Origin of the sequence: [Flexibacter] sp. ATCC 35208, from assembly GCF_001975825.1 — a bacterium.
GTDB lineage: Bacteria > Bacteroidota > Bacteroidia > Chitinophagales > Chitinophagaceae > Chitinophaga.
The window spans coordinates 25,156-51,288 of sequence record NZ_MTKN01000059.1 but is presented as its reverse complement, the minus strand read 5'-3'; the positions used below and the strand labels follow the sequence as shown (position 1 = coordinate 51,288).

At 43.9% G+C, this 26,133-nt stretch carries 25 protein-coding genes; 8 read left to right on the top strand and 17 right to left on the bottom strand.

Annotated features, from left to right (window positions below; translation table 11 throughout):
• Together BW716_RS27685 and BW716_RS27680 are read left to right on the top strand one after the other, a co-directional pair.
• Window positions 1–643: RNA polymerase sigma factor (locus BW716_RS27685; RefSeq protein ID WP_306460914.1), on the top strand; the 643-nt coding region annotated here is incomplete at its 5' end.
• A 2-nt stretch (window positions 644–645) separates the two neighbouring features.
• On the top strand, window positions 646–1,017 hold the full coding sequence (locus tag BW716_RS27680; protein ID WP_083729116.1) for an anti-sigma factor: 372 nt from the start codon (window positions 646–648) through the stop codon (window positions 1,015–1,017).
• Between the two features lie 132 nt (window positions 1,018–1,149).
• Here BW716_RS27680 and BW716_RS27675 read toward each other — a convergent pair whose 3' ends face one another.
• Window positions 1,150–2,403, bottom strand: coding sequence for a lipopolysaccharide assembly protein LapB (locus BW716_RS27675; protein ID WP_083729114.1), 1,254 nt, complete (start codon window positions 2,401–2,403; stop codon window positions 1,150–1,152).
• 130 nt (window positions 2,404–2,533) lie between these two features.
• Window positions 2,534–5,134, bottom strand: a complete 2,601-nt coding sequence (gene gyrA / locus BW716_RS27670) for a DNA gyrase subunit A (RefSeq protein WP_083729112.1) — start codon at window positions 5,132–5,134, stop codon at window positions 2,534–2,536.
• A gap of 401 nt (window positions 5,135–5,535) precedes the next feature.
• Between gyrA and BW716_RS27665 the strand changes: the two genes are divergently transcribed.
• Window positions 5,536–6,861 (top strand): saccharopine dehydrogenase C-terminal domain-containing protein, encoded by a 1,326-nt coding sequence (locus BW716_RS27665; RefSeq protein WP_083729110.1) that lies wholly within the window; start codon window positions 5,536–5,538, stop codon window positions 6,859–6,861.
• A 191-nt stretch (window positions 6,862–7,052) separates the two neighbouring features.
• On the opposite strand, the gene BW716_RS27660 is transcribed toward BW716_RS27665, so the two are convergent.
• Window positions 7,053–7,757 (bottom strand): NAD-dependent deacylase, encoded by a 705-nt coding sequence (locus BW716_RS27660; protein ID WP_083729108.1) that lies wholly within the window; start codon window positions 7,755–7,757, stop codon window positions 7,053–7,055.
• 91 nt (window positions 7,758–7,848) lie between these two features.
• On the opposite strand from BW716_RS27660, the gene BW716_RS27655 reads away from it, so the two are divergent.
• Window positions 7,849–8,727 carry a phosphatase PAP2 family protein gene (locus BW716_RS27655; RefSeq protein ID WP_083729106.1) on the top strand — a complete coding sequence of 293 codons (879 nt, stop codon included), beginning with the start codon at window positions 7,849–7,851 and terminating at the stop codon, window positions 8,725–8,727.
• Between the two features lie 60 nt (window positions 8,728–8,787).
• Here BW716_RS27655 and BW716_RS27650 read toward each other — a convergent pair whose 3' ends face one another.
• The 7 genes from BW716_RS27650 to pdhA form a co-directional block, all read right to left on the bottom strand.
• Entirely contained in the window at window positions 8,788–9,321 is a 534-nt protein-coding gene (locus BW716_RS27650; RefSeq protein ID WP_143709068.1) for a hypothetical protein, read from the bottom strand.
• Between the two features lie 32 nt (window positions 9,322–9,353).
• Window positions 9,354–11,996, bottom strand: coding sequence for an outer membrane beta-barrel protein (locus BW716_RS27645; RefSeq protein WP_143709067.1), 2,643 nt, complete (start codon window positions 11,994–11,996; stop codon window positions 9,354–9,356).
• A gap of 698 nt (window positions 11,997–12,694) precedes the next feature.
• Window positions 12,695–13,108, bottom strand: a complete 414-nt coding sequence (locus BW716_RS27640; RefSeq protein ID WP_083729100.1) for an EVE domain-containing protein — start codon at window positions 13,106–13,108, stop codon at window positions 12,695–12,697.
• Between the two features lie 131 nt (window positions 13,109–13,239).
• Window positions 13,240–13,959, bottom strand: coding sequence for a (Fe-S)-binding protein (locus tag BW716_RS27635; protein ID WP_083729122.1), 720 nt, complete (start codon window positions 13,957–13,959; stop codon window positions 13,240–13,242).
• Between the two features lie 176 nt (window positions 13,960–14,135).
• Complete coding sequence (gene ribH, locus BW716_RS27630; protein WP_083729098.1) at window positions 14,136–14,639, bottom strand: 6,7-dimethyl-8-ribityllumazine synthase; 504 nt, start codon at window positions 14,637–14,639, stop codon at window positions 14,136–14,138.
• Window positions 14,640–14,702: 63 nt separating this feature from the next.
• Window positions 14,703–15,404 carry a tol-pal system YbgF family protein gene (locus tag BW716_RS27625; RefSeq protein WP_083729096.1) on the bottom strand — a complete coding sequence of 234 codons (702 nt, stop codon included), beginning with the start codon at window positions 15,402–15,404 and terminating at the stop codon, window positions 14,703–14,705.
• 142 nt (window positions 15,405–15,546) lie between these two features.
• Window positions 15,547–16,557 (bottom strand): pyruvate dehydrogenase (acetyl-transferring) E1 component subunit alpha, encoded by a 1,011-nt coding sequence (gene pdhA / locus BW716_RS27620; RefSeq protein WP_083729094.1) that lies wholly within the window; start codon window positions 16,555–16,557, stop codon window positions 15,547–15,549.
• Between the two features lie 128 nt (window positions 16,558–16,685).
• On the opposite strand from pdhA, the gene BW716_RS27615 reads away from it, so the two are divergent.
• Window positions 16,686–17,762, top strand: a complete 1,077-nt coding sequence (locus tag BW716_RS27615) for a DNA replication/repair protein RecF (protein ID WP_083729092.1) — start codon at window positions 16,686–16,688, stop codon at window positions 17,760–17,762.
• A gap of 16 nt (window positions 17,763–17,778) precedes the next feature.
• On the top strand, window positions 17,779–18,066 hold the full coding sequence (locus BW716_RS27610) for a DUF721 domain-containing protein (protein ID WP_083729090.1): 288 nt from the start codon (window positions 17,779–17,781) through the stop codon (window positions 18,064–18,066).
• A 196-nt stretch (window positions 18,067–18,262) separates the two neighbouring features.
• Here BW716_RS27610 and BW716_RS27605 read toward each other — a convergent pair whose 3' ends face one another.
• The 6 genes from BW716_RS27605 to BW716_RS27580 form a co-directional block, all read right to left on the bottom strand.
• The gene (locus tag BW716_RS27605; RefSeq protein WP_083729088.1) at window positions 18,263–18,793 is read right to left on the bottom strand and encodes a DUF4252 domain-containing protein; all 531 of its coding nucleotides are present in this window, start codon (window positions 18,791–18,793) and stop codon (window positions 18,263–18,265) included.
• 207 nt (window positions 18,794–19,000) lie between these two features.
• The gene (locus tag BW716_RS27600) at window positions 19,001–19,522 is read right to left on the bottom strand and encodes a DUF4252 domain-containing protein (protein ID WP_083729086.1); all 522 of its coding nucleotides are present in this window, start codon (window positions 19,520–19,522) and stop codon (window positions 19,001–19,003) included.
• A 318-nt stretch (window positions 19,523–19,840) separates the two neighbouring features.
• On the bottom strand, window positions 19,841–20,530 hold the full coding sequence (locus BW716_RS27595) for a hypothetical protein (protein WP_083729084.1): 690 nt from the start codon (window positions 20,528–20,530) through the stop codon (window positions 19,841–19,843).
• Window positions 20,520–21,035, bottom strand: coding sequence for an RNA polymerase sigma factor (locus BW716_RS27590; protein WP_083729082.1), 516 nt, complete (start codon window positions 21,033–21,035; stop codon window positions 20,520–20,522). The genes BW716_RS27595 and BW716_RS27590 overlap by 11 nt, the downstream gene beginning before the upstream one ends.
• A 130-nt stretch (window positions 21,036–21,165) precedes the next feature.
• Window positions 21,166–22,215 carry an ABC transporter permease gene (locus tag BW716_RS27585; RefSeq protein WP_083729080.1) on the bottom strand — a complete coding sequence of 350 codons (1,050 nt, stop codon included), beginning with the start codon at window positions 22,213–22,215 and terminating at the stop codon, window positions 21,166–21,168.
• 121 nt (window positions 22,216–22,336) lie between these two features.
• Entirely contained in the window at window positions 22,337–23,425 is a 1,089-nt protein-coding gene (locus BW716_RS27580) for a BT_3928 family protein (RefSeq protein ID WP_083729078.1), read from the bottom strand.
• Between the two features lie 121 nt (window positions 23,426–23,546).
• On the opposite strand from BW716_RS27580, the gene folP reads away from it, so the two are divergent.
• Both folP and cdaA read left to right on the top strand, forming a co-directional pair.
• Window positions 23,547–24,377: a dihydropteroate synthase gene (gene folP / locus BW716_RS27575; RefSeq protein ID WP_083729120.1), complete on the top strand. Its 831-nt coding sequence runs from the start codon at window positions 23,547–23,549 to the stop codon at window positions 24,375–24,377.
• Between the two features lie 137 nt (window positions 24,378–24,514).
• A complete protein-coding gene (gene cdaA, locus BW716_RS27570) occupies window positions 24,515–25,330 on the top strand; it encodes a diadenylate cyclase CdaA (RefSeq protein WP_083729076.1) in 816 nt (271 codons plus the stop codon).
• A 229-nt stretch (window positions 25,331–25,559) separates the two neighbouring features.
• Here the strand turns inward: cdaA and BW716_RS27565 are convergent, their stop codons facing one another.
• Window positions 25,560–25,994 (bottom strand): VOC family protein, encoded by a 435-nt coding sequence (locus tag BW716_RS27565; RefSeq protein ID WP_083729074.1) that lies wholly within the window; start codon window positions 25,992–25,994, stop codon window positions 25,560–25,562.
• Window positions 25,995–26,133: the final 139 nt, after the last annotated feature.

Below are 26,133 nucleotides of genomic sequence, written 5' to 3'. Positions count from 1 at the left end.
CCGGTTCATGAGGGTTTTTTATGGAATTCCTCCAACCCTGCATCTATATATTATAAGTTTCTATCTTTATCGCGTGAATATCAAGAACAGCCAGGAATTAACAGACGAAGAACTGCTGCAACGGTACAAATCCGATGACAACAGCCAATGGGTAGGCATCCTCTTTGACAGGTATGCCATCCTCCTACTCGGTATGTGCATGAAATACCTTAAAAATGAGGAAGATGCAAGGGATAGTGTACAACAGATCTTTTTGAAAGTATTAGCAGATATCAACAAACACCAGGTACAGTTTTTCAGGGCATGGATTTATATGGTCACCAAAAACCATTGTCTCATGCAACTCAGACAACGCAACCATGTAAGACAGGAAGAAGTAAACGAAAAACACCTGAACGATCCTGCCCCTCCTGAAGAAAAAGCTAACTTAGCAGAGAAAGAAGTGCTCCTTACTAATATGGAACAGGCACTGGAACAGTTGAATGATGAACAACGTATCTGCGTAAAATTGTTCTATCTTGAAAAATGCTCTTATTCAGAGATTACGGAAAAGACAGGATATAGTTTGCTACAGGTAAAGAGCTATATTCAAAACGGGAAAAGAAATTTGAAGTTGTTATTAAGCAAACAAGGAAAGCAATAATCATGGACGATTTTATGAATGATGCATATAATGATTTGTTCACGACGACACAGTGTCCGAGTCAGCAGGAGCTGCTGGATTATGTGCAGGGGAAGTTGTCGGCAGAGAAGCAGCATGAAGTGGAGTTGCATCTGTCAGATTGTGAATTGTGCAGTGAAGCAGTGGAAGGCTTAAGTGCGTTTGAGAAGAAGGAAATTATTCCAGTGTATCTGCGCCAGATGAAATGGCAGATGATGAAGAAATTAAAAAACAGAAAACAAAAGAAAGATCTGATAGCGAGTCATACACAACTGGCGATCATCTGTATCATTATACTATTTATGCTGCTGGCAGCATTCTGGGCGTTTCACTTTGTGACACATCCTGCGAGGTAATTAATTTCAAACCCACGCCAGCTAAAAAGAGAATTAATTCTTCCTTCCGCAAGCCAATTCTAAACTTATCACAATAACAAAGGCCCGTAGCGAATGCTACGGGCCTTTGTTATATACCTGGAACCCTTATAATTAGTTCAGTGAATCCAGCTTCTTCTTAGTTACTTCTACCTTTGCATTATCATTCTTGATCGCATAGATCTTCTGTAATGCATACAGGCAGCTCTGGTAAGTTTGCTTATCGCTTGCATCTAATGATGAAGCCTTCGCAGTGAAGTTCTGGTCAGCTTTCTCAAAGTAAGGCAGTGACTGATCCATCAGGGCCTGTACTTTAGTCTGCAGTTCTTTTGCCTTAGGTGAATTCTGTTGCTTGCTATCCATATCGTTCAGTTCCTTGTTGAAACCAACCGCACGGTTGAAGTACAGAGCACCCAGCTGGAAATTTGCAGTAGCATCATCCGCTTTCAGCTCGATTGCTTTCTTATAAGCACCTTCTGCTTTACCCATCAGTTCTTCGTAATTAGCTGGTTTAGCAGCATCTTTACCATCTTCTGCACGTGGGTTAGCTACGTTATCTACACGGATACCGTAATCCAGTACTGTATTGAAATCATTTGGATTTTCAGCCATCTTCTTCTCCAGGATAGCCAGCAGTTCGTTGGTCTTGCCGGTTTTGGAGTAGTAGATCATCTCCATATCGCTAAAACGCTTGTCCTTAGGGAAAGCAGTTTTACCTTCTTCGATTGCTTTCAGCCAACCTTCATTGTTACCTTTTTCTTCGTAAGCCTGAGCCAGGATTACATACAGCGCAGGTTCAGTTTTGAACTGCAGGTCAGCAGCTTTTCTCAGGTAAGTGATCGCATCATCTTTCTGTCCTGCCTGGCTAGCAGCGTAACCAGTGTAGAAGGTCATAGATGTATCAGTTGGAATGGAACCACCCAGGCTCTTGCTGTTGTAGAATTCTGCAACAGAGAACGCTTCTTTGAAGTGGATATAAGCAGAATCCCATTTCTGATCGTTCAGGTTACCATAACCTGCGTTACCAATAGTAGCATACAGGTTGAACATGCGCTGATTCAGTTCCAGCAGAGCTTCTGGCAATTTAGGATTGATTTCCAGTGCTTTCTTATATGCATCGAATGCTTCCAGTGCTTCAGCAGAGCTCTTATGCTCAGTAGCCTGTGCTTCCAGGATCTTACCTTTTACATAAAAAGTCTTTGCCTCGTTCTTGGTCTTATCATTTTCCAGGGCAGCCTGAATGTCAGCCGTTGCTTTAGCGTAATCTTTGCTTTTCAACGCCTCCTCAGCACTATTCACTTTAGCACGCTGAGCGACAGCTGCTAATCCTGCACTGCAAAAGACAAATGATACCAATAGTTTTTTCATGATCAATTTTTTTTATTTGCTATAAGTATGGTTAAGGTATTATTTACGAGTTCAGCATTTTATTATATAAATACAACCAACCGCTGCTTAACCATTAGTTCGCACAGGCAAATTGCGGTAATTTTATCAATTATTCATTAGGTGCTTCCTCAGTAGGGGCCTGATCTTCATCAGTTGTCTCTTCACCGCTGGTGGCTTCAGCATCACTGATTTCCTGCTGAGCGATCTCCTGCTCAACGTTTTCCAGGTCCTGCTCTACCCCCTGTTCTTCCTGCTCATCCAGACGGGCTACTGCCGCAATCTGATCAGTATCATCCAGGCGGATCAGTCTCACACCCTGGGTAGCCCTGCCCGCTTCGCGGATATCGCCTACTGCCATACGGATAGTGATACCTGATTTACAGGTGATCATCAGGTCATCCTTTTCAGTTACGTCCAGGATAGCAATCAGACGACCGGTTTTTTCCGTTACGTTAATGGTTTTTACACCCTTACCGCCACGGTTGGTGACTCTATACTCTTCGATATCTGTACGCTTACCAAAACCGTTCTCAGAAACCACCAGTACCGTACGATTTTCGTCTTTATTTACACAAATCATACCAACTACCTCGTCCTTATCATTGTCCACTTCGATACCTCTTACACCGATCGCACCACGACCTGTATCACGTACTGTGTTTTCAGGGAAGCGGATTGCACGGCCACTCTTGATCGCCATCATGATTTCGCTGTTACCATTTGTCAGCTTAGCTTCCAGCAACTGGTCGCCTTCATTGATGGTAATTGCGTTTACACCGTTCTGACGTGGGCGGGAGAACTCTTCCAGCATGGTTTTCTTGATGATACCATTTGCGGTACAGAGTACGATATAATTGCTGTTGATAAAGTCTTTATCACCCAGGTCCTTAATATCAATGATCGCACGGATCTTATCGTCGGTAGGCAGGTTGATCAGGTTCTGAATCGCTCTACCCTTACCGCTCTTCTCTCCTTCCGGAATTTCGTAAACTTTCAGCCAGTAGCAACGTCCTTTTTCTGTAAAGAACAACATGGTATGGTGGGTAGACGCTACGAACAGGTGCTCGATATAATCTTCTTCACGGGTCTTGCCACCCAGTGCGCCACGGCCTCCACGTTTCTGCTGACGGTAGTCGTATGCAGAAGTACGTTTGATGTAACCCAGGTGTGAAATGGTGATCACCACATCTTCTTCTGCGATGATATCTTCCATTCTCATTTCGCTGGCCAGGTACTGAATTTCAGTTTTACGCTCGTCGCCAAAACGTTTCTTTACATCTTCCAGTTCTTCACGGATAATTTTGAAACGCATTCCTTCGTCGTTCAATACGTCTTTCAGATGGCTGATCAGTTTCATGATCTCATCAAATTCTTCCTTGATCTTATCACGCTCCATACCTGTCAGACGTTGTAAACGCAGTTCCAGGATTGCTTTTGCCTGAAGCTCGCTCAGTTCGAACTGAGAGATCAGTCCGTCTTTCGCCTCTTCAGGTGTACGTGAACCACGGATCAAAGCAATCACTTCATCCAGGTGATCGAGGGCGATCAGGTAACCCTGTAAGATGTGTGCTTTTTCTTCTGCTTTACGCAGGTCGAAACGTGTTCTTCTCACCACTACTTCATGGCGGAACTCAACAAATTCAGACAATAGTTCTTTCAGTGCCAATACGCGTGGACGACCTTTTACAAGCGCCACGTTGTTGATACCATAAGAAGTCTGCAGCTCAGAATATTTATACAGCTGGTTGATCACAACGTTTGCAATCGCTTCACGTTTCAGATCGATTACCAGGCGCATACCTTCACGGTCACTTTCATCGCGTACTTCAGCGATCCCTTCTATGATCTTATCATCGGCCAGTTGTGCAATCTTCTGGTGCAGTACCGCCTTGTTGATCTGGTAAGGCAGTTCATAGATCACCAGGCGTTCACGACCGGCTTTGGTAGTTTCTACATTGACTTTACCACGTACTACCACACGGCCACGGCCTGTTTCAAAACCCTGTTTTACACCTTCATAACCGTAGATGATACCACCGGTTGGGAAGTCAGGCGCCTTCACATATTTAATCAGCTCTTCACTGGTGATCTCTTTATTTTCGATGTAAGCGATCAGACCATCCACCACCTCGGTAAGGTTGTGGGGCATGATGTTCGTAGCCATACCTACAGCGATACCAGATGCACCGTTCACCAACAGGTTAGGGATGCGGGTTGGCAATACAGTAGGTTCTTCGAGGGTATCGTCAAAGTTCAGGGAGAAATCCACTGTTTCTTTGTCGAGATCTTCCAACATGGCTTCTGCAATTTTCTGCAGACGGATTTCCGTATAACGCATGGCCGCTGGCGCGTCACCATCCACGGAACCGAAGTTACCCTGACCGTCTACAAGGATGTAACGCAGTGTCCAGGGCTGTGCAAGACGTACAATGGTGTCATAAATGGAAGCATCACCGTGAGGATGGTATTTACCCATTACCTCACCCACAATACGGGCTGATTTCTTGTAGGGTTTATTGCTGTTGTTACCCAGCTCACTCATACCAAACAACACCCTGCGGTGCACGGGTTTCAAACCGTCCCTTACATCAGGAAGCGCACGACCTACGATTACTGACATGGAGTAATCGATGTAAGCCGTTTTCATCTGCTCCTCGATGTTAATCTGGACAATCCTTCCGTCCTGAGAATTTTCAGTATTTTCTGACATTTAGATGGTTGTTTTGCTTTAAAAACAAATGAGCGCAAATATAGCCATTTCAGGCCGAAATACGGCCATTTTGACATTAAATGTGAATAAAAAAGGGATTGTCATATTGCGCTAAAACACAATGCGATAATAAATATTTTTTGTAGCTGAGTCTGAATAATCTTTTAAATTGCACTCACTGCCAATATTTATGCTATATCATAAATAATTACTATATAGGAGAAGTGAAATATTGGCAAACAATTTGTTTTTAATCCTATGAAAATCAGATTCTCGTGGGACAAAGCGCAGTTAAAGAGTCAAATATAAATTCGAAATTTCCTAAAATTTCGAACATTACTATTACCACTGATGTTAAATCCCTGTTCCGTAAACCATAGTAAAGAATATATTTAGGTAACATGAAGAATATTTTATTGTTTGGTGCTGGTAAATCGGCCACCTGCCTGATCGATTATCTGCTGGTAAATGCTCCCCGGCAGAAGTGGCATGTGACCGTAGCGGATCATGACCTGATGCTGATCAGGTCAAAAACCGGCAAGTCGTACTATGTAACCCCAGCAGCTATCAACATCCAGGATGAAGCAGCCAGACAACAGCTCATACTGGAAACTGATCTTGTAATATCTCTGCTCCCTCCACCCCTACACATTATTGTAGCAAAGGACTGCCTGAAATTTGGCAAAAATCTGCTCACCGCATCTTATATTGATCCGGAAATAAAAGCGCTGGAAAAAGAAATTGAAGACGCCGGTCTGCTGTTCATGTACGAAATGGGACTGGATCCCGGTATCGATCACATGAGCGCCATGAAACTGATCCATTCTATCGAAAAGAAAGGCGGACAAATTTCCTCGTTTAAATCTTATTGCGGCGGACTCATTTCTCCCGAGAGTAATGATAATCCATGGCAGTACAAGATCTCGTGGAATGCCCGCAATATCGTGATGGCAGGTAGTTCAGGCGCTATCTATAAGGAGAAAGGGAAGGTCAAAGAAACAGATTATCCGCACCTGTTTGATCAGAGCAAAACTATACAGATCCCTACACTGGGCAAACTCGCATGGTATCCTAACAGGGATTCACTGGCGTATATGAAAGCTTATAAGCTGGAAGATATCCAGACCTTCATGCGCGCTACCCTGCGGTATCCTGACTTCTGCGAAGGATGGAGTACTCTCGTAAAACTGGGACTTACGGATGATAACACAAAGATTCAGACGGATGATATGACCTATTATCAATGGGCGAGTCAGAACCTGAAACCAGCGAAGGACCTGAGTAATGAAGAAAACATCGCTCACTTTCTTGGTATATCTGCCAAGTCCAAGATCATTCGTCAGCTGAAGTTTTTAGGTTTACTGAATGGGGAAACGATCCACCAGGGTACACTTACAAACGCCGGCGTGCTGCAGAACATCGTAGAGTCCAAACTGGCTATGGAACCGACTGACAAGGATATGATCGTGATGATCCATGAGATAGAATTCGAACGCAGAGGTATCACTACACGGTTGCATAGTTACATGATAGTACAGGGTGAAGATCACCTGCGTACCGCTATGGCAAAGACTGTGGGACTGCCGTTGGGCATTATGGCAAAGATGATTTTACAAGGTAAAGTGAACCTTACTGGTTTGCAGATACCTGTCACACCTGATATTTATAATCCTGTTCTGAAAGAACTGGAAGAGTATAATATTCGATTTGAGGAGAGTTTCGAATAGAATAATATTTTCCTATGGTAAATGACCCTCATTCAAGGAAAAGGCTGACCAAATGGTCAGCCTTTAATATTAGTAGTGGATATGAGTTTTGATGGAAATGAAGGATGGTTATGATTAGCTGAATATTAGCTTTGCCGGAAATGAATATCATTTTTGCTTTGTCTGAATATCAGTTTTACCGGAAATGAATATCAGTTTTGCTGGCTCTGAATGTATGTCTGCACCAGTTCTTTTAATTCTTTTACCCCTTCTGTAGCAGGTTTTTCTATCAGATGCAAATACGGCCGCTGCTTTACCTGCGGCAGATTTTTATCTATTACGTACACGGGTACATGTCGCGGCACAATATCCAGTAATCCTGCTGCCGGATACACCAGCAATGACGTACCAATCACCACAAAAATATCCGCTTGTCTGACCAGCTTAACTGCCTGTTCTATCATCGGTACTTCCTCTCCAAACCATACAATGAAAGGTCGTAACTGACCACCATCTGCTGCCAGATCACCCAATTTGATATCGTCATTATAAGGGTAAGTACGTTCTGTATCCAATACACTCCTCATTTTAGTGATCTCTCCATGTAAATGCCAAACCTGTGTGGCACCACCTCTTTCATGCAGGTCATCTATATTCTGGGTAATGATGTGCAGGTCAAAATGCCCCTGAAGGTCCGCCAGCCCTGTATGTGCGGCATTGGGTTGCGCCTTCAGAATATCCTGTCTGCGCATATTATAAAAGCCAAGCACCAGCTGGGGATCCTTCTTCCAGCCATCCGGAGAGGCCACTTCGTATACATTATAACCCTCCCACAGTCCATCGCTGTCACGGAACGTTCTTAAGCCGCTCTCTGCGCTGATGCCCGCTCCCGTTAATACAACCATCCGAAGTTTCATACAATGAATGTTTTTTATGATTTTCTGATTCGAATATACTGGTTTTAACATTTAACGTAACTTTATATATTATTTCCTAAATGGACCAGCCTTGAAGATCATTTATACGCTTATTTTCTGTTCGCTGATTATATTATTACATACAACAGCCAGTGCTCAGAACGATACGACCCATGTGCCAGCAGATAGCGCCATCGCTAAAAAACAGCTGGATAGTTTACAGCATAATAAACCCCTGACGGAGGAAGATACTGCTATCAGTTACCGCATCAATGGTGTATACCTGAAGAGTATCTGGACAGATTTAAAATATACGGTGTCCCGCCCTGCTCATTGGGAGAAGCGCGATTTTATACGCCTGGGTGTAGTTGTGGGAGGTGCAGGTATATTGATGACCACAGCTGATTATGAAGTGAAGCAGTTCCTGCTGCGCAATCATACCGGTGGATGGAATGCTATTACCGGGCAAATCGAACCATTTGGCAATGCGTATTCCCCTTATCTGATTGGTGGAATGTACCTGGCGGGAGTGATCGCAAAGGACCGGAAACTGGAGAATGCGGGGCTCATGTCAGCAAAATCCCTATTGATCTCAACACTGCTCTATACGACTGCCAAGTCTGTTATTCGTCGTGGACGACCTACTTATTTTGATTCTCCGTTTGATTACAATCGTCCGTTTACCATGAATAAGCAGCATACGTCATTCCCTTCAGGGCATATGAATACGGTGACTACGGTGGCGACTGCACTGGCAGAGATCTATGGGGAGAAACATCCGTGGGTGCCGTGGGTGACGTATAGTATTGCGATTGCCACTGGTGCTACGAGAATGTACCAGATCAGGCATTGGAGTAGTGATGTATGGGTAGGGGCGTCGTTAGGGTATTTTGTGACGAAAAGTGTATTCCGGCATCAGCGGGAAATGGAACGGAAGAAGGCATTGGCGGCGAGAGCAGCCACGATGTAAAAGTTATTGATAAAATCTTATGAATAAGGTTGCAGCCCATTGACTGCAACCTTATTTTTTTTAATCACCATAAGTCAGGAATATCCTCATCGGCGTAGGATAAACCTCTCCTGAAGCAATCGGCAATGCCGCCGTATAGGTATAAGCCCCCGCCGGAATACTTGCCGTTGCGGTCTGCCCATATCCCACTGTCACAGAAGGCCCATAAAAGTACGTCTCTGTACCATTAGGCTTTGTAAACGCAAGCCCAATCCGCACTGATTGAGATCCTGAATTGGCATTATAAACAGTCGCAGTGTAACCTGACAATACCTGTATTGTCACAGGCGTAAACAAGGTTGGATCAGACCAATATGCACCATAAGAAAACTGTCCGGAAGGATTGGTGTAGTAACCACCTGGTGCCGTATTGGTCCAGCTTTCCGTCACACCTGGTGAGGTGGTCTGGGAAGTCGTAATACCAATATTAGTCGTCTGGATTACAACGTAGCCTACAATATTAGTGGCTGATACAATGTAATACTTGGAAGGGGGATCTGCTTTGGCAATCATGGAACAGGCACAAAGCAAGAGCAAAATGATTGTTTTTTTCATGTGAGGGATTTTTGGGTTTAAAAAAATTATGGTTATTTGAAATGTCTGAAATTGTATATCAAACTGATTAGTAAGTAACGTCCCCTCGTCCTTGTCCATGAATCAGCAACCATCGAAGCACTCACACTCCTGCTGGCACCAGACTGCTGATTCAAAAGATCCACACATGTCAAACTCGCCTGCAACGCCCTGTTTTTTAAAAACCGGTAGCGTACCACCGGTGAAAGAATGGGAAAATCGGGCTGGTAATTTGAGGGCAGACTGCTGTTGAAGTTATAATACCAGGATAACCCGCTTTCCAGGTTCTTCCATGAATAGAATCCTTTACCAGTGATACCAGTTTGGAAATAGTTGGTCGTTACGCCACTACTTGTCGTCATCATATTATACCCCGGGCCAACACTGAGACTCAGATCCCAGCCTTTCTGGTCATTGTAGGTACAGGTCAAATCACTATTGGTAGTGAAGGTACGACTGTCATTCCGTGCACCATTGCTTAACACAGGACTCTTTGAATATGCAGCAGTTCCCATCATATTGATAATCAACCTGCCCTTCAGTGCAGAAGTTGAGTAATTGAGTGTGATGTTACCACTTTGCGCACCTTCCAGGTTCACTGGTTTAGTTAGCTGGCCACCATTATCGAGTAAAGTGGTAGACTGCGCAATGCTATGTTCTGTGACACTGGCACCCATGCTGATGGTAAAGAGCTGCATAGTGCCCATCTTAATGGCATTGTAACTCAGATTAAGGGAGTGGGTATACGGTTGTTTCAGATCAGGATTGCCTTCCTGTATAAAGAGAGAATCTGATGTTACGGTCACGGGTTGTAATTGCTGTATAGATATCGCCATTGGCCTGCCGTTATAACCCAACATCAATGTTTTTCCACCTTTCGGGCTAATACTCACCATCACCTGTGGTAGCAGGTTGATAAAGCGACGGGAAAGTTTTATGTGTTCACTCACATTATCTGTCAGCAGCCAGTCGCCTTGCAGGCCTCCACCCAAAGTGATATTTAGTTTGCCTGCCTGCCCCCTGATGGAAGCCTGTGCTAACCCGCTGTGATAGTTGCTGACGAAGTTATTACTCTGGCTGGAATCCAGCTGATCATAGTGTTGGTTGGCATCATTGAATTTGTAGGTGTTGTAGATGTTATTGTCTCTGTTAAAACCATAACTACCCTGTGCTGTGAAATTATATTTTTCTCCCAGTGGTATGGTATACATCATATTGGCACCGACATTGAAGCTACCGCTTTTATTGTCCGACAGCTGATGAATATTTTTGCTGTAGGATGTATATTCCGTCAGGGTTTCGTTCAAAGAGCTACGCTTGTTTTCATTATTGCGTATGTTCAGGTTTGCCATCAGCAATTCACCCATCTTTTTAGCACGATGGGTGAGTTGGAAATTTGAACTTAGCTGTGTGTTATTACTATTAGAATTGCTTGTACCGGATGATTGATAGAGCGGATCACCTGAACTTGCATAATGTTGAGTACTTTGTTGCACACTGGTATTATCCGAACTTTGCAGATTTACCATCGGTATGATACTGAGTGTAGTCAGCTCATCCGGATTAATATCTATCTTACCATTAAAGCGGTGTGCGTACATATTGTTTACTCCGGTGGTAAACTGGCTCAGGGAAGTAGAGGAGTCACCTGGAAATATGTTGAGTATCTGTGATCTGGATTCAATTTCGCTGCGGGTGTCATTGGCCAGATAGTTGCCGGCAAACTTAAATAAAGCATTACGGCTGTCACGGTAGTTCACGCCGCCGTTCATCACCCGTCTGATCCCATTGCTATGTATGGGATCAGTGCCGGTTTTCTCTTTGTCTACATTACCTGCATCTGCAATGATAGAAAGCTGCTGACCGCCATTCATATGGTTCAGGTCACCACTCAGGATGTAGGTATTTCCTGTACCGGCACCTGCACCAGCTTTACCGAAGTTACCTTTTCTTTTGTCCGCCTTCAATACAATGTTCAGCGTTTTGCTGCCCGAGAAACCCGGTGGGGGCGGTGGCCCGGGCATATTGTTGTTGAAGTTGGTAGCATATACCTGGATCTTTTTTACAATCTCTGCGGGCAGGTGTTCAAGTGCTTTAGAAGGTTCACCTGAGAAGAAGGGCTCACCGTCTACTGTGATCTGGTCCACAGGCTGACCATTGATAGTAATAGTGCCATCATTCCGGATCTGTATACCTGGAAGCATTTTAAGCAGTTCTACAAGTGCAGCATATTCTTTTGTTTTGAAGCCACTGGAGTTATATTCAAGGGTATCTTTCTTTATCACGATGGGAGGTTCCTGTACTACAATAGTATCCAGTTCTTTTACCCGGATGAACATATAGATGGTATCCATGTTTACTACCTTTTGATTGCCGTCTATGGTAAAAGCTTTTTGTATAGGGGCGAGGCCCTGAAAGGAAATGTTTAAGGTGTACTGCCCAAAAGGAATATTGTCAGCGCTGAAACCACCTGTATGATCTGAGAAGATGGATTTCCTGATAATATTGTCCTGTGTGATAGTAATAAATGCGTTTTTGAGCTGTTGATGGGTAACGGTATCAGACAGCTGGCCATATATTTTACCGGTTTGTTGGGCGTGCACAGTAAAGGAGGCAAATAATATCAGGTAAACAAATACGTGTTTATAAAAACTCATTCCACCGGAATTAGACAAGCACCTTTTGCTATGAAAGACGCCTGTAAAATTAAACTAATCTGCAGCATGACCTAATTTGCTGCATATAAGCCAAATGAAATCAGGATAGGGGACAACAACTTTTCATGTTTGTTTTTATTTGGGTTTAAAAAATCTCTCAGATGTACATAGAAAATCCTACAAAGCGGCGAGCGTGTTTAAAGACTGAATTAACGAACTATTATTACTCTTTAATAATAATGGGTTCTGAAAGTAGCTGGCCATGATACCTGTGGGAGCATAAGTAGGTTCATACGCATATTCCTTGTATATGATTGCTTAAGTCTCTGCCTCCAATGGGTAACATTTAAGTATTGGAAGTGATAAGGTATATGGTGTTCAATTTACAATTTATTCTTTACAATGCAACTTAGTAACAGTCAATTCCTGCGAAAAATGTTTTTCATCGTCGATAAAAACATTTTCAACTATTAAAAACTTTTTTTGAAGCTGATGTCCGGTTGATACAAAATTAGGGTAACATTAAAAAGTTAGTGAGTAGTTATTAAGAGAAAGAGGAATCGAAATAAGTCAGAATCCTTTATCAGAAAGGATTTTGTACCATAATTCCTCTTGGTATTCAGAAGTTAATTATCTCGCTGAACTTATTGTTGGCTATGAATTTGAGTATTCCCATGCTGCCGCAGGCCAACTTCGAACTATTTCTTCATCCCTCCCAATTCGAGGATCGTATTGTATTCATCTTCCGTCACGGCACATACTGAAAGCCTTCCCTGTCTGATCAGCTGAAAATCCGCCAATCTCTTCTCCGCCTTCATTTGCGCCAGTGTCACATGCTCTTTAAAAGGCTTCACCGGTTGCAGATCTACCACCACCCAATTAGGATCAGGTGTAGTCGGATCCTGATAAGACTCCTTCGCCACTTTTGCAATCCCTACTACCGCCAGTCCCTCATTGCTATGATAGAACAACACCAGGTCACCCTTCTTCATCGCCTTCATATTATTCCTGGCCTGGTAGTTTCTCACTCCATCCCAAAACGTCTTTCCATCTTTTTCAAACTGCTCCCAGGAATATTTAAACGGTTCCGATTTAACTAACCAATAATTCATCAAAAGAAAGTTTTAAAATTACCAGCTACTACATCAGCAGTATGCACGGTATTAATATTCAAGTCATGGTTACTGAATTACCTATCACTGGCCAGTACATTGGCAGGATTTAGCTATCAGTTCATATCCTTTTACCAGCCACTCGCCAATACATCGGCAATATGCATGGTTTTAATATTCAGGTTATGTTTTTTGATATACCCATCCAGGTGCATCAGGCAGGAAAGATCCGTAGATATCAGGTATTCCGCCCCTGTGGCTATTGCATTGTGAACCTTCTGCTCACCCATTCCAATCGAAATAGGTTCGTATTTCACAGCAAAAGTACCTCCAAAACCACAGCAGGTCTCACAATCGTTCATCTCCGTCAGTTCCAGTCCTTTCACCTTACTCAGGAGGTTTCTTGGCCCCTGTTTGATATGACATTCCCTCAGCGCTGCACAGGAATCATGATAGGTAGCTACCCCATTCAGCGTAGCGCCTAAATCAGATACATGCAGTACCTCCGTCAGAAACTCTGTAAATTCATACAGCTGCTTGCGCAACAGTTTTACATCATTGTGAGCGGCAGAATTGTCGAACAGCTTCCCATAGTAATTGCGTACAAACCCTGTGCAGGAGCCGCTGGGTGCCACGATGTAGTCAAAAGTGTGAAAATCCTTTACAAACTTGGTCGCCACAGCTCTCGACTCATCCCAATACCCTGCATTAAAAGCAGGCTGTCCACAGCAGGTTTGGTTTGCATTGTAACTGACGTTACAACCCAGTTTCTCCAATACTTTGACCATATTGAAGGCTGTTTCGGGAAATAACTGATCTACAAAGCAGGGGATAAAAAGATGAACGTTCATCGAGTTAGTCTTTATATGTAGCATATGAAACCTGCTAGCTACTTGAAAATTTAAATTGTCTGCTGCAACTTCCCCATTATACCAGCCGTCAAGCTACAAGAGATTTACCAGCCCTGCTGTAAATTCTATCCTATCATGCCGATCATTCACCAGCCCGCAAGTAAGGCCACAAAGCATTACTTACCCTGCTGCAACTTCCGCATCATACTGATCATCTTCAATGCAGTCAGCGCAGCCTCTTCACCTTTATGTCCATGCTTACCACCCAATCTGTCCGTCGCCTGCTCCATATTATCCACCGTCAAAATCCCGAAGATAACAGGTACCGGCAATTCCAGGTTCAGCTGCATCAACCCTTCTGTGACCCCTTTACAAACGTAATCGAAATGCGGTGTCTCCCCACGGATCACACAACCAAATGCAATAATAGCGCCAGGCTGTGCACCGGTGCTCTGGGTATGCTCCCAATATTGTTTCGCAGCGAAAGGCAGTTCAAATGCCCCCGGTACTTTTACTTTAGCAACTTTAGATACTTTATATCCGGCAAGTGTCTTATCACAGCCAGCCACCAACTCATTGATGACAGTATCATTCCATTCGGTATACACTATAACAACACTGGCATCCTCAATTCCGAGAATGCCAGTATCGTCCAATAAACTTTGATTATGTATTGACATGTTGAATATATTCTACCGGGAGTAAGAATACACCATTCAATGTTGCATCCTCCTCTTCCGAAATTATTCTCTAACTGCACCCAGTCTCGCCAGATATTTATCCATCTCGCGACCTTCGTTTGACTGAGGATATTTTTCGCGGATCTCTTTGTAGATGGAGATCGCTTCGTCGTTTTTACCAGCCAGTTCCAGGGCTACACCTGCACGGAACAGGTAAGTTGGACCGGTAAAATCGTTGTCGCTGTACTGACCAGCTTTCTTGTAATATTTGATACCTTCTTCTGTATTCTTCAGTTCCATGTAAGCATCACCAGTTATGCCATAAGCCATAGCCTGTACCAGTTGATCACCTGCATTGAAATCTTTCAGCATATCGATACCTTCCTGGAATTTGCCTGTTTTTACATAGCAAAGGCCAGCATAGTATTTTGACAGTTGACCAGTTTTGGTACCGCCATATTTTTTGATTACCTGTAAGAAGCCGTCGTTGTTACCGTCTCCGTTCAGGGCCAGGTTAAATGAATCCTTTTCAAAAGCTTTCTGTGCGTGGAATACCATGTCCGCTGCTTTCTTCTCGTTAGGTGCTTTAATGAACCTGTTGTAGGCAAAAGTACCGCCTATCACCACCAGGATAACGATTACGGCGATGTTGATGACGTTCTTGTTCTTGTAATAGAAATCTTCAGCCTTGTGTACAGAGCCTTGCAAGTCGAAGTCCTTAGTTACAGGAGCAGTTTCAGCGGCCTTATTTTTTGTTTCGGTCATTGTAAATGTGATCGTTTAAAAGTATTTCTTGTTAGGGTACAGGTACGGCCTGATTGCCATATTCCCGCAAATATAAAAAAGGTTAGCGAATCTCCCATGCCATTTCATGCACGGACGCGACCGCTAACCTATTAAATATCACTTAGTCAACAATGAAAGGATAATCCTGTTGTGTGTATACATCTTTCAGCAGTTCATCGTCAGAAGGCCATGGAGAATTTTCTGCAAATTCTACGCAATGTTCAACCTGTTGTTTAACCTTCTCGGTGATTGCTTCGATTTCTGCATCTGTCGCCCATTTGTTTTTCTGAATGGTCTTCAGCACTACAGTCAGCGGATCTCTTTCTTTGTATTCTTCTACTTCTTCCTTAGTACGATACTTAGCAGGATCACTCATGGAGTGACCACGGTAGCGGTAAGTCTTGATTTCCAGTAAGGATGGACCTTCGCCGGTGCGCGCACGCTTTACAGCTCTTTCCATACCTTCGTGCACAGCTTCGCAGCTCATACCGTCGATGGTATCGCTCGGCATGTCGTAAGCGTTAGCTAACTTATAGATGTCCAGTACGTTGGATGTACGTTCTACTGAAGTACCCATTGCGTACATGTTATTTTCGCAAATGAAAATTACTGGCAGTTTCCACAGCATGGCCATATTGAATGTCTCATGCAGCATACCCTGACGGGCAGCACCATCTCCGAAGAAGACAACTGCTACATTGTCAGTACCTTTGTATCTCTCAGCAAATGCAAGGCCAGCACCGGTACCAATCTGAGCGCCCACGATTCCATGTCCGCCGAAAAAGTTATGCTCTAAAGAGAAAAAGTGCATACTACCACCCTTACCCTTAGAACAACCTGTAGCCTTACCATAAAGTTCAGCCATACAAGCATCCGGAGACATACCCTTGGCAATCGCCAGTGCGTGGTCACGGTAAGCAGTGATGAATTTATCCTCCGGTTTAGTTGCAGTCATACAACCCGCAGCAATCGCTTCCTGTCCAATGTACAGGTGGCAAAAACCGCGAATCTTCTGCATTCCATATAATTGGCCGGCTTTTTCCTCAAAGCGGCGCAGCAAGAGCATCAATTCATACCAGTACAAATACGTCTCTTTGGTGAACTTCGTCTTTACGTCTGTTTTTGTAGCCACTGTTTCTTAATTTGTCCGCAAATATAACAGGAAAATCCTAAAAACTAAATACTTTGCAACTTTGCTGGAAATACATACCATAATAATATAATAGGCACCTGCCATACAGGCGTTAAAAAAAATATAATTTGCTGTCGCTCAAAAAGATAACATTAGTACAATTTAAGAACTATACCCGGGCTGATCACCGGTTTACCCAAAGGATCGTTGGCATTACCGGGCGCAACGGCTCCGGCAAGACGAACCTCCTGGATGCCATTTACTACCTCTGCTTCACCAAAAGCTACTTTACCAGCAGCGAAGCCCAGAATACCCAATACAACACCAATGGCTTCCGTATCGACGCCCTGCTCGACAAGGAAGGCCATGAAGAACATATCGTATGCACCGTCAAAGACGGCAAAAAGGACATCGTACTCAATGACGAATCATATGAGCGCTTCTCCATGCATATCGGGAAGTTTCCCGCTGTCATGATCGCCCCCGACGATGCCGAAATCATCCTGGGAGGTAGCGAAGAACGCCGGAAGTGGCTGGATGCCCTGCTCTGTCAGCTACACCCCGGCTACCTCGATCATCTCATTTCTTACCAAAAGATCCTACAGCAGCGCAACAGTCTGCTCAAAGCCCCCCCTGCCGCCGGCCAGGACCTCCTGCTCGATGTTTTTGACGATCAGCTGATTCAACATGGTACACCTATATATGAATGGCGCAGAAATTTTTTGCCGGCATTCATACAACAGGTACAATTATTATATGATTATATCGCCGGCCAGCATGAAGTGGTGAACATTCATTATCTCTGCGGCCTTCATGAGCAGTCTTTCGCACAACTACTGCATGCGAATCGCTATAAGGATACAATGATGCAGCGTACTACAGGTGGTATTCACAGAGATGATCTGCTGTTTCTGTTGGATGACCATGCTATGAAAACAAGCGCATCGCAGGGACAGCGTAAAAGTTTTTTATTTGCACTGAAACTGGCGCAGTATGAAGTGATTAGAAAACACAAAGGCTTTGCACCATTACTGTTGCTCGATGATGTGTTTGAAAAACTGGACCAGGAGCGTGTTTCACGGCTTATACAGCTGGTAAGCGGTACTGAGTATGGACAGGTATTTATCACTGATACACATGCTACAAGATTACTCGATGCATTTAATGAAAAAGAAGCAGGTTTTCAATTGGTAGAGATGGAGTAATCCGTATCTTTGCCGCATGCGCTACGGTATTACGACAATGGGAGATGCCCTCAGAGATTTTATGGACAAAAGCCGGATGAAACCACGGCTTACAGAAGTACGGATCAGGGAGAATTGGGAACAAATTATGGGTAAGACGATTTCCAGGTATACCGAAAGTATTCAGCTGATAGATGGGAAGTTGTTGATCTCTACCAGTGTAGCGCCATTGAAGCAGGAACTCTCCTATTCAAAAGATAAGATTATTAAGTTGGTAAATGAGATGCTGGGTGAGCAGGTAGTGAGAGAGGTGGTGATCCGGTAAGAATTAGTTGTCCTGAGTGAATCCCTGGTTAAGAAAGTGGTGATCCGGTAGGGTCATTTTTTTTCTCGTATAAGTTCCTGAGCGAATCTCTGGCAAACAAAGTGGTGATCCGTAAGGGTCATTTTTTTTCTGATTTACCATCTTCTCTAAACGGCGAAAACATTAGCTGCAGCTAATGCTCTCTACCGGTTGTGGACTATAAACTAGCCATTGCCTTTGGCTTCTTATTAAACTCCTTAATCAACCCATTGATATCCTCAAAACGCAAACTGGTATGTAAATGCACCATGATCATGTCTTTCTCATCCTGAATCAATAACACCACATTCCCCAGATTTTCCTCCGTCCCCTTATTCAGTACATGCACTATATTTCCATGATCCCTTACTTCCATCAGTAAATCAAAGTTTTCTTTGTCGATCAGCTTTTGTTTCAGGCTTGTCAGGTCACTGCCCGGAATAGGCCCGTCATATCCCTGCATGATATAGACCTTCATCTTGCGGATCTTTGAGAAAAGTTTCTTTGCATTTACGCCGTCTTCACCCTGCTCATTTGGAATAAAGCCTCTTACTATGCGTAGCGGCAATCTGCCAATACCCATTTTTAAAGTCAGGGCTACGCCTCTATGGGCATTGTAGAATTGTGTGAGCAGGCGATCCTGTGCGTGTGTAGTGCTTGTACCGAGCAGTAAGCAGCATACGATTGATAATACAAGGCAATGTTTCATAAGGGTTGTTTTTAATTCAGAGCGATTTAGGTAATGCTTTTTTTAACTCAGTGCTTTAGCTATTGAACATTTTCTCATTCAGTACTTCCGTTTCTAACTTTCTCATTCTGTGCTTTAGCTATTGAACACCTCCAGATTTCAGTGCTTTCCTTACGGAGGGCTTAATCATCTATGCGTTAGTTACCGCGCACTTTTCCTGTTTAATACTTACTTCTTGTTTAACGCTTTCAGTTTATCCATACCACCAATATTCACATCATTGGCAATCTGGCTGATTTCGTTCAGGTCGATATCACCTAAGAGGCTCATTGCGACGAATTCATCCTTGCCACCCACGAGCATGACTAATTCCGCAATATTTCCCTTACTGTTTTCTTTTACCATGAATTTTACAAGCTCTCCGTCACTGCGTACGGTCATTAATTCTTCGTACTCTTTCGTGAGCATGGAAGCCGCTTCCTGGTAAAGTTTACTCCCTTCTTTGGCGTTTTCTTTTACAAGGATTCTCAGTCCTTTGAGCTTTTTGACAATCGTCATAAAGCTTTTCCCTTCAGCAGAATTGATATCAAATTTGCTGAACATGGAGAACATTTTCGGTGTGACGCTGACCAGGGTAAAGCTCTGGTCGTTTTCATACTTTTGAAAAAAGCGGTCGATCACACTTACCTGTTGGGCAAAAAGGCCCGTACCTGCTGTTATTAGCAACAGCAATAAACATAACCGTTTCATTGTTTAAATTTTATAATAAAGGAATTAGAATGGCCAGATTTGTCTTTGTTACGTTCCAAGTTCTCTCAAATCATTAATCGCCTGATTTTTCAGGGTTTTAACGAGTTTTTTATATGATATAAGCTGCGGCATCATTTTTTTATCCGCTTCGATATAAACTACTACTTCATTTATTTCTTCCAATCTCAAATAACGACTACCTCATTTGCTCATTCGCTTTGATATAGTGACTACCCCATTTATTTCTTCCAATCTGAAATAGCGACTACCTCATTTGCTCTTCCGCGTCGATATAAGCTACTACTTCATTTATTTCCCCTAATCCGCCTTTATATACTCTGTCGCCTCATTAAAATAAGCGATCTTCTTCGCCTGTGCCGTCCCCTTATTCAGGTTCTTCGCCAACAACTCCAACGCTTTCTTTGTCGCAGCATATGCTTCTTTAGAATCTTCATAGGTATCAGCCTGGTTCAAGGCCTGCGCCATCCTATCAGGATTACTACCTTCCTCCTGTTTTGTTTTGAACTGACGGCCGCTATATACCAATCCTACTCCTAAAAGCAATACCGCCGCATATTTCATCCAGTGCTGGTAAGGACGAGGCATGGAAACAACTACCGTAGACCGGGATGTATTTTCCTCAACAACTTCAGCATTCACCTCCGGCACCTCCCTCAAGGCTTCCGGCATCTGGCTTGCTACCTCCGGCTCCTCTCTCATTTCTTCCGGCATCTTACCTGCTATCTCCAGCCCTTCCCTCACTTCTTCCGCCATATCACCGGCTACCTCCGGCTCCTTCATTCCTTCCAATATCTCCCATCCCATTTCCGGCACCTCCTTCCCTGCTTCCGCAGCAAAATACCCGAACAGCGGCGCTGCCTCCTGCAAATCCGCAGGCAATCCCTGTCGATTCTCAGCAAAAAAACTGCGCAACAGGTCCTCTTCTTCCAGCGAAGTTTCTCCTTCCCAATACCGGGTTAGCAATCCTCTGATCTCATTATACTCCATACACTTGCAGTTTTTGTAATTGTTCACGTACTGATTTGCGGGCACGATGTAAATTCACTTTCACGTCACTTAGGTCGAGTTCCAGAATATCAGCGATTTCCTGATAAGTATGACCGTCTATATCACGCAGCTGCATAATAGTACGGTATTTTTCCGGCAACGCCCGCATGATCCGATGGACGCTGTTCATGACATCCTGCTTCACAGCTGCTTCATGCGGATTGTCCTGATGTGTGACAGCTATTTCGACAGCTTTGTCCAGCTCTTCTGCTCTACGGTGCTTTTTGGATTTTAGCTTATCCAAAGCCAGGTTTCTGACTATTCGCATGCACCATGCTTCCATGTTCTGCAGCTCGGCCATGCGGTCTTTCTGTTGCCAGACCTTCACCATCGCATCCTGGGTAATGTCCCTTGCGTCTTCTTCGTTTCCCAGCAGGTGGTAAGCAAAGCGATAGAGCTTTTGCCTGACCGGGACGACTTGTGATTCAAATATTGCAAGAGACATATGTTATACCAGTGCGTTTATATAAGGAAGACGACTCGTGGAAGGGTTTGTTACAAAAGATGCCCACTTTTTTTTAAAAAAGTAGATTAAAATAAAAAAGGCCCATTAGGGCCTTGATTTACAACACAATTTATAATTTAATTCTCGGATCAATCGCGCTATACAACACATCTGCCAATAGATTAATTACCACAAATATCCCCGCCGTAAACAACACCGCCCCCATCAGCACAGGAAAATCAAACTTCTCCAACGCATCCACCGTCATTTTCCCGATCCCCTTCCATCCAAATATATATTCCACAAAAAACGCCCCGGCCAACAACTCTGCAAACCACCCCGTAATTGCCGTCACCACCGGGTTCAGGGCATTCCGCAAAGCATGCCTGAAAATCACCGTCCTTTTCTGCAGGCCTTTGGCATAGGCCGTACGGATATAATCCTGGTGCAATACATCCAGCATCGCTCCCCTTGTCAACTGCACAATGATCGCCAATGGCCGGATACCCAATGTAATAGCGGGTAAAATCAAATTCTTTAATGTCAGCGTTCTCCCCGAAAAGGCGTCATAATCAAACAAACTCCCCGTCATATGCAGCCCCGTATAATCACTTAGTACAAAGCCAAACATATACGCCAGCACTATCCCCATAAAAAACGACGGCGCCGATATCCCGACCACACTGCCAAATACTGCCCCCGTATCCATCCAGGTATCCTTTTTTACGGCTGATAAAATACCTAACCCGATCCCCGCTATGGTTGCAAACAGGATGGCCGCTATGGACAAAACCAATGTACCTGGCAGCGCTTCTGTAAGCATTTCCCACACATCTTTCTTTCCCTGGTAGGATCTTCTTAAATAAGGGGTCTTCAATACCAGCAGTCGATCCCCACTTAAATGCAGGAGACTTATATAGTGTAAATTAGCCGCCTCTTCCTGTGCATGCACCGAAATGGGCGATAAGTCATTCAGGTACAAGAGAAACTGTACCGCTACCGGCTTATCCAGATGCAACTCCTTCCGCACATTCTCCAACGACGCCACATCTGCCCTCTGGCCAAGGGTCAATCTCGCAGGATCCCCCGGCAGCACATTGAATAAAAAAAATACCAGTGCCACTACACCGAGTAGCACCAGTATTCCGTAAGCTATTTTCCGTAAGAGAAATCTCAGCATAATCTGTCTATAGCAAATGGCAAATTGCGATACCTCCACATTCCGTAAACCGGCCCTTTCGCCGGCAATATCAAATATCCCGCAGGCTTACATCCATTTTCAGGAAAGAGCAACTACTCTTTTATGGAATATCATGATAATGCCACTTCCCCTTAATCGTCCCTTTTTCCAAAAGGATCAAACAAGGATTCGCCCTACCAGCCGTCTTGATCGCTGTTCCATCCATATTCAAAAACTGGAACTGCAACCCATGGGCCTTCACAAAACCATCCACCTGATCCTTCGTAGAAGCCGTCACTCCATAAATATAACATTTACCCTGCGCCTGTTGCTGTTGCAACGCATGTATTTTCTCATCCCAACCTTTTCCTGCCTCCTTCACATCCTTCACCAGGAACAAATACACCGGCATGGTCTCAGACAAAATCGCCTCCGTCTGGTTCCCCCCATCAAAATCTGTGAGTATGAAATCCTTGATCGGTGGCTCACCATCCCCTTCCTGTATCAATTTGTCCTTTCTGTCTACATACACCCAGGTACTGTCGTTCCATGGGAAATTCTCTGTCGTAAACTCCTTTTCTTTACCATCCTTTTTATAGATCAGCACCGTCTCAAATACATCCGGATGTGCACCCGGCGGCAATTTCATCTTCTCAGGAATATTATTACCCACCTTATATCCCAGGCAATCCACCACTGGCAAATGCGCCAGCGTATACCACTGAATACCTAATGAAAAGACCAGTGACAACAGCATCAATGCCCCATTGGCCCTGGTACCGAACAATGGTCCGATCTTATTTCTATACAGGAAGATGACAAGGATCATCACCAGCAAAGCCACATCTTTCCAGAAAGTTTCTGCCGGAGACAACTTGATACAATCCCCAAAACAGCCACACTCACGCACAGTACCGCTAAACAGCGCATACGCCGTGAGAAACGTAAAGAACGCTATGAGCAGCAATATGAGCCACGAAAACAGCCGCATTCTATACCCCAGTAGTATCGCCACGCCACACACAATTTCAAATGTATTCATGGCCACTGAGTATACCAGCGAGTAGTGCGACATAAAGCCCAGGTGCAATACTTCAAAAAATTCGTCCATTTTGTAACTCAGGCCCAGCGGATCGTTCGCTTTGATCAGACCGGAGAAGATGAACAACACCCCTACAATGATTCTTAATAGGTTAAGGAGAAATTTCATGGATAATTTAATTTATTGTGTCCGTTTACCTGTCGGCACATCAACACATTATAGCTAAATTTGCAAGGCAAAATAATCAATAATACGCAAACAGGATAAACGGAAAGGAGGAATGGCAATTATGAGTACAATTAACTGTAAAGGCAAATTACTGGATCTGTCAACCCCGGTGGTGATGGGGATCATCAATATCACTGATGATTCTTTTTTTGCTGACAGCCGCACCAAACAATTGGATGCAATACTGGAAAAGGCAGCGCAGTACCTGGCAGAAGGCGCTAAAATACTGGATATAGGGGCTCAAAGTACCCGGCCAGGATCATTGACTGTAGGAAAAGAAACGGAAATTGACAGGCTGATACCGGCTATCGAGGCACTGGTAGCGCAGTTTCCGGACGTCATTATCTCTATCGACACCTACTATGCAAAGGTAGCAGAACAGTGTATGGTTGCGGGAGCGGCGATTATCAATGATATCAGTGCCGGAGATATGGACCCGGATATGATCGCAGTGGCGGCAGCTACAAAAGCACCATATATTGCTATGCATATGCAGGGAACGCCCGCGAGCATGCAGCACCAGCCACAGTATGAAGATGTGACACGGGAAGTACTGGATTATTTTATACAAAAGAAAGCGGAATGCTTACAGGCAGGAATCAAAGACCTGATCATTGACCCGGGATTTGGTTTTGGAAAAACCATTGCACATAATTATACACTTTTGAAAAACACAGATGCTTTTCATATATTGGATTGTCCTTTATTGATTGGCATTTCCAGAAAATCGATGATTTATAAATTGCTGGAAAATACACCAGCGGAAGCGCTGAACGGGACAACGGTGTTGAATACACTTTCCCTACAGGCAGGCGCGCATATATTAAGGGTACATGATGTGAAGGCTGCGGTAGAAGCAGTGAAGATACATCAGTACATGAAAGGTCTCTAAAAGCCGCTAAAAGGTTTCTGCCTAAAAATGCCTGAAATAAACCCACTTTAAAAAACATGCAGTTTTAGCACTTCATGCCAGGGAATGAATTTCCTATTTAAACCATATCTATTTAATATTCACTATTTTTACAATCTATGGATGACTTGTTTCAATTTTACGGATACCGTTACAACTGGTTAAATGTCCTTGACCTGGCGATTGTAATCTTCCTTGTGATACAGCTCTATCGCCTGCTCAAAGGCAGTCTGGCATTCAATATATTCGTTGGCCTGCTCATGGTATACTTCGCCTATTTCATGGTGGAGCTCCTGCACATGCCGATCCTCACCCTGATCCTGCAGAACTTTATCAATATCGGTCTGATCGCTATTATCATCATCTTTCAACCCGAAATCCGCAAGTTCCTGCTGGTATTAGGTAAAAAAGCACCGCTGAGCAAAGATAGCTTCTTTACAAAGCTCTTCTTACCTGATAAATTCAAAAGCTATAAAGAAGAAGAAAACATCATCGACGAAGTAGTAACCGCTGTCAGCCGCATGGCTGCCACCTCTACAGGTGCCCTGATCGTGTTGTCCAACTCTTATCGTGTGAAATTTGATACCGCTTCCAGCATCTCTCTCGATAGTAATATCAATGCAAAACTGTTGGAAAGCATTTTCTGCAAAGGCAGTCCGTTGCATGATGGCGCGCTCATCATCGTAGGAAACAAGATCCTGGCGGCCAAGGTGATTCTTCCGGTGTCAGAAAATCCGAACCTTCCCATGCAGGTAGGTTTAAGACATCGCTCTGCTGTTGGGATTACGGAACACAGTGATAACCTCGCTATTGTGGTATCAGAAGAAAGGGGAACGATCTCTTATGCTGAAGATGGCAACTTAGTACAGGATGTGTCGCTGGAAGATCTGAAGAGTAAGTTGTATGAGGTACTGGTAGATGGATATGCGGGATAATGGGGATGAAAACCATTTTCAATAAAAACATTCATGAATAAGGGAGTTCACCAATAGGTATGAAAAACATTTTCAGCGAAAAACATTCATGAAAGAGGGAATTCACCAACGAAGATGAAAACCATTTTCAGCGAAAAGAGGCTGTTCCGAAAGGGGCAGCCTCTTTGTTTGGGAGTTACCGTTTTTACACACGCGGCACGCGTGCGCCACCGAAAGGACATTGTTAACCCTACCCGTTATAACCCGGGTCAAACTCTACAATCCATTCAATACCATATTTATCCCTGAACATTCCGGCATAGGTACCCCATGGGCTGTCGCCAATGGGCCCTTCCACTTCTCCGCCTGCTGATAATCCGTTAAATATTTTATCTGCTTCTTCCCGGCTTTCGGCATTCACGTATATTTTAGACCGGTTTTCATTTTCGCTTACCGGCCCCAAAAATCCGGGAACGTCGTTAGCTACTAACACATTGTTTTTGCCAAGTGGCAAGCCGATGTACATTATTTTATTTGCCTCCTCTTCGGCTACCTGCAACCCGGGGCCTGATAAGTCTTTAAAACGGGTAATTTTTGTAAACTCACCACCAAAAACTGATTTGTAAAAAGTGAATGCTTCTTCGGCATTGCCATTGAAATTGATCCAGGGATTAATTGCTCTCATGATTTTTATTTTGGGTTTATTTTGTTTCAATTAATTCTGCGATGAAGCGGCGAACAGATCGTCCGGATTTTTCAACATCAATGAGAATCCGATCCTGAAGCCTTCCGTTAATTTTTCCATACGTTCAATCGATTCATTA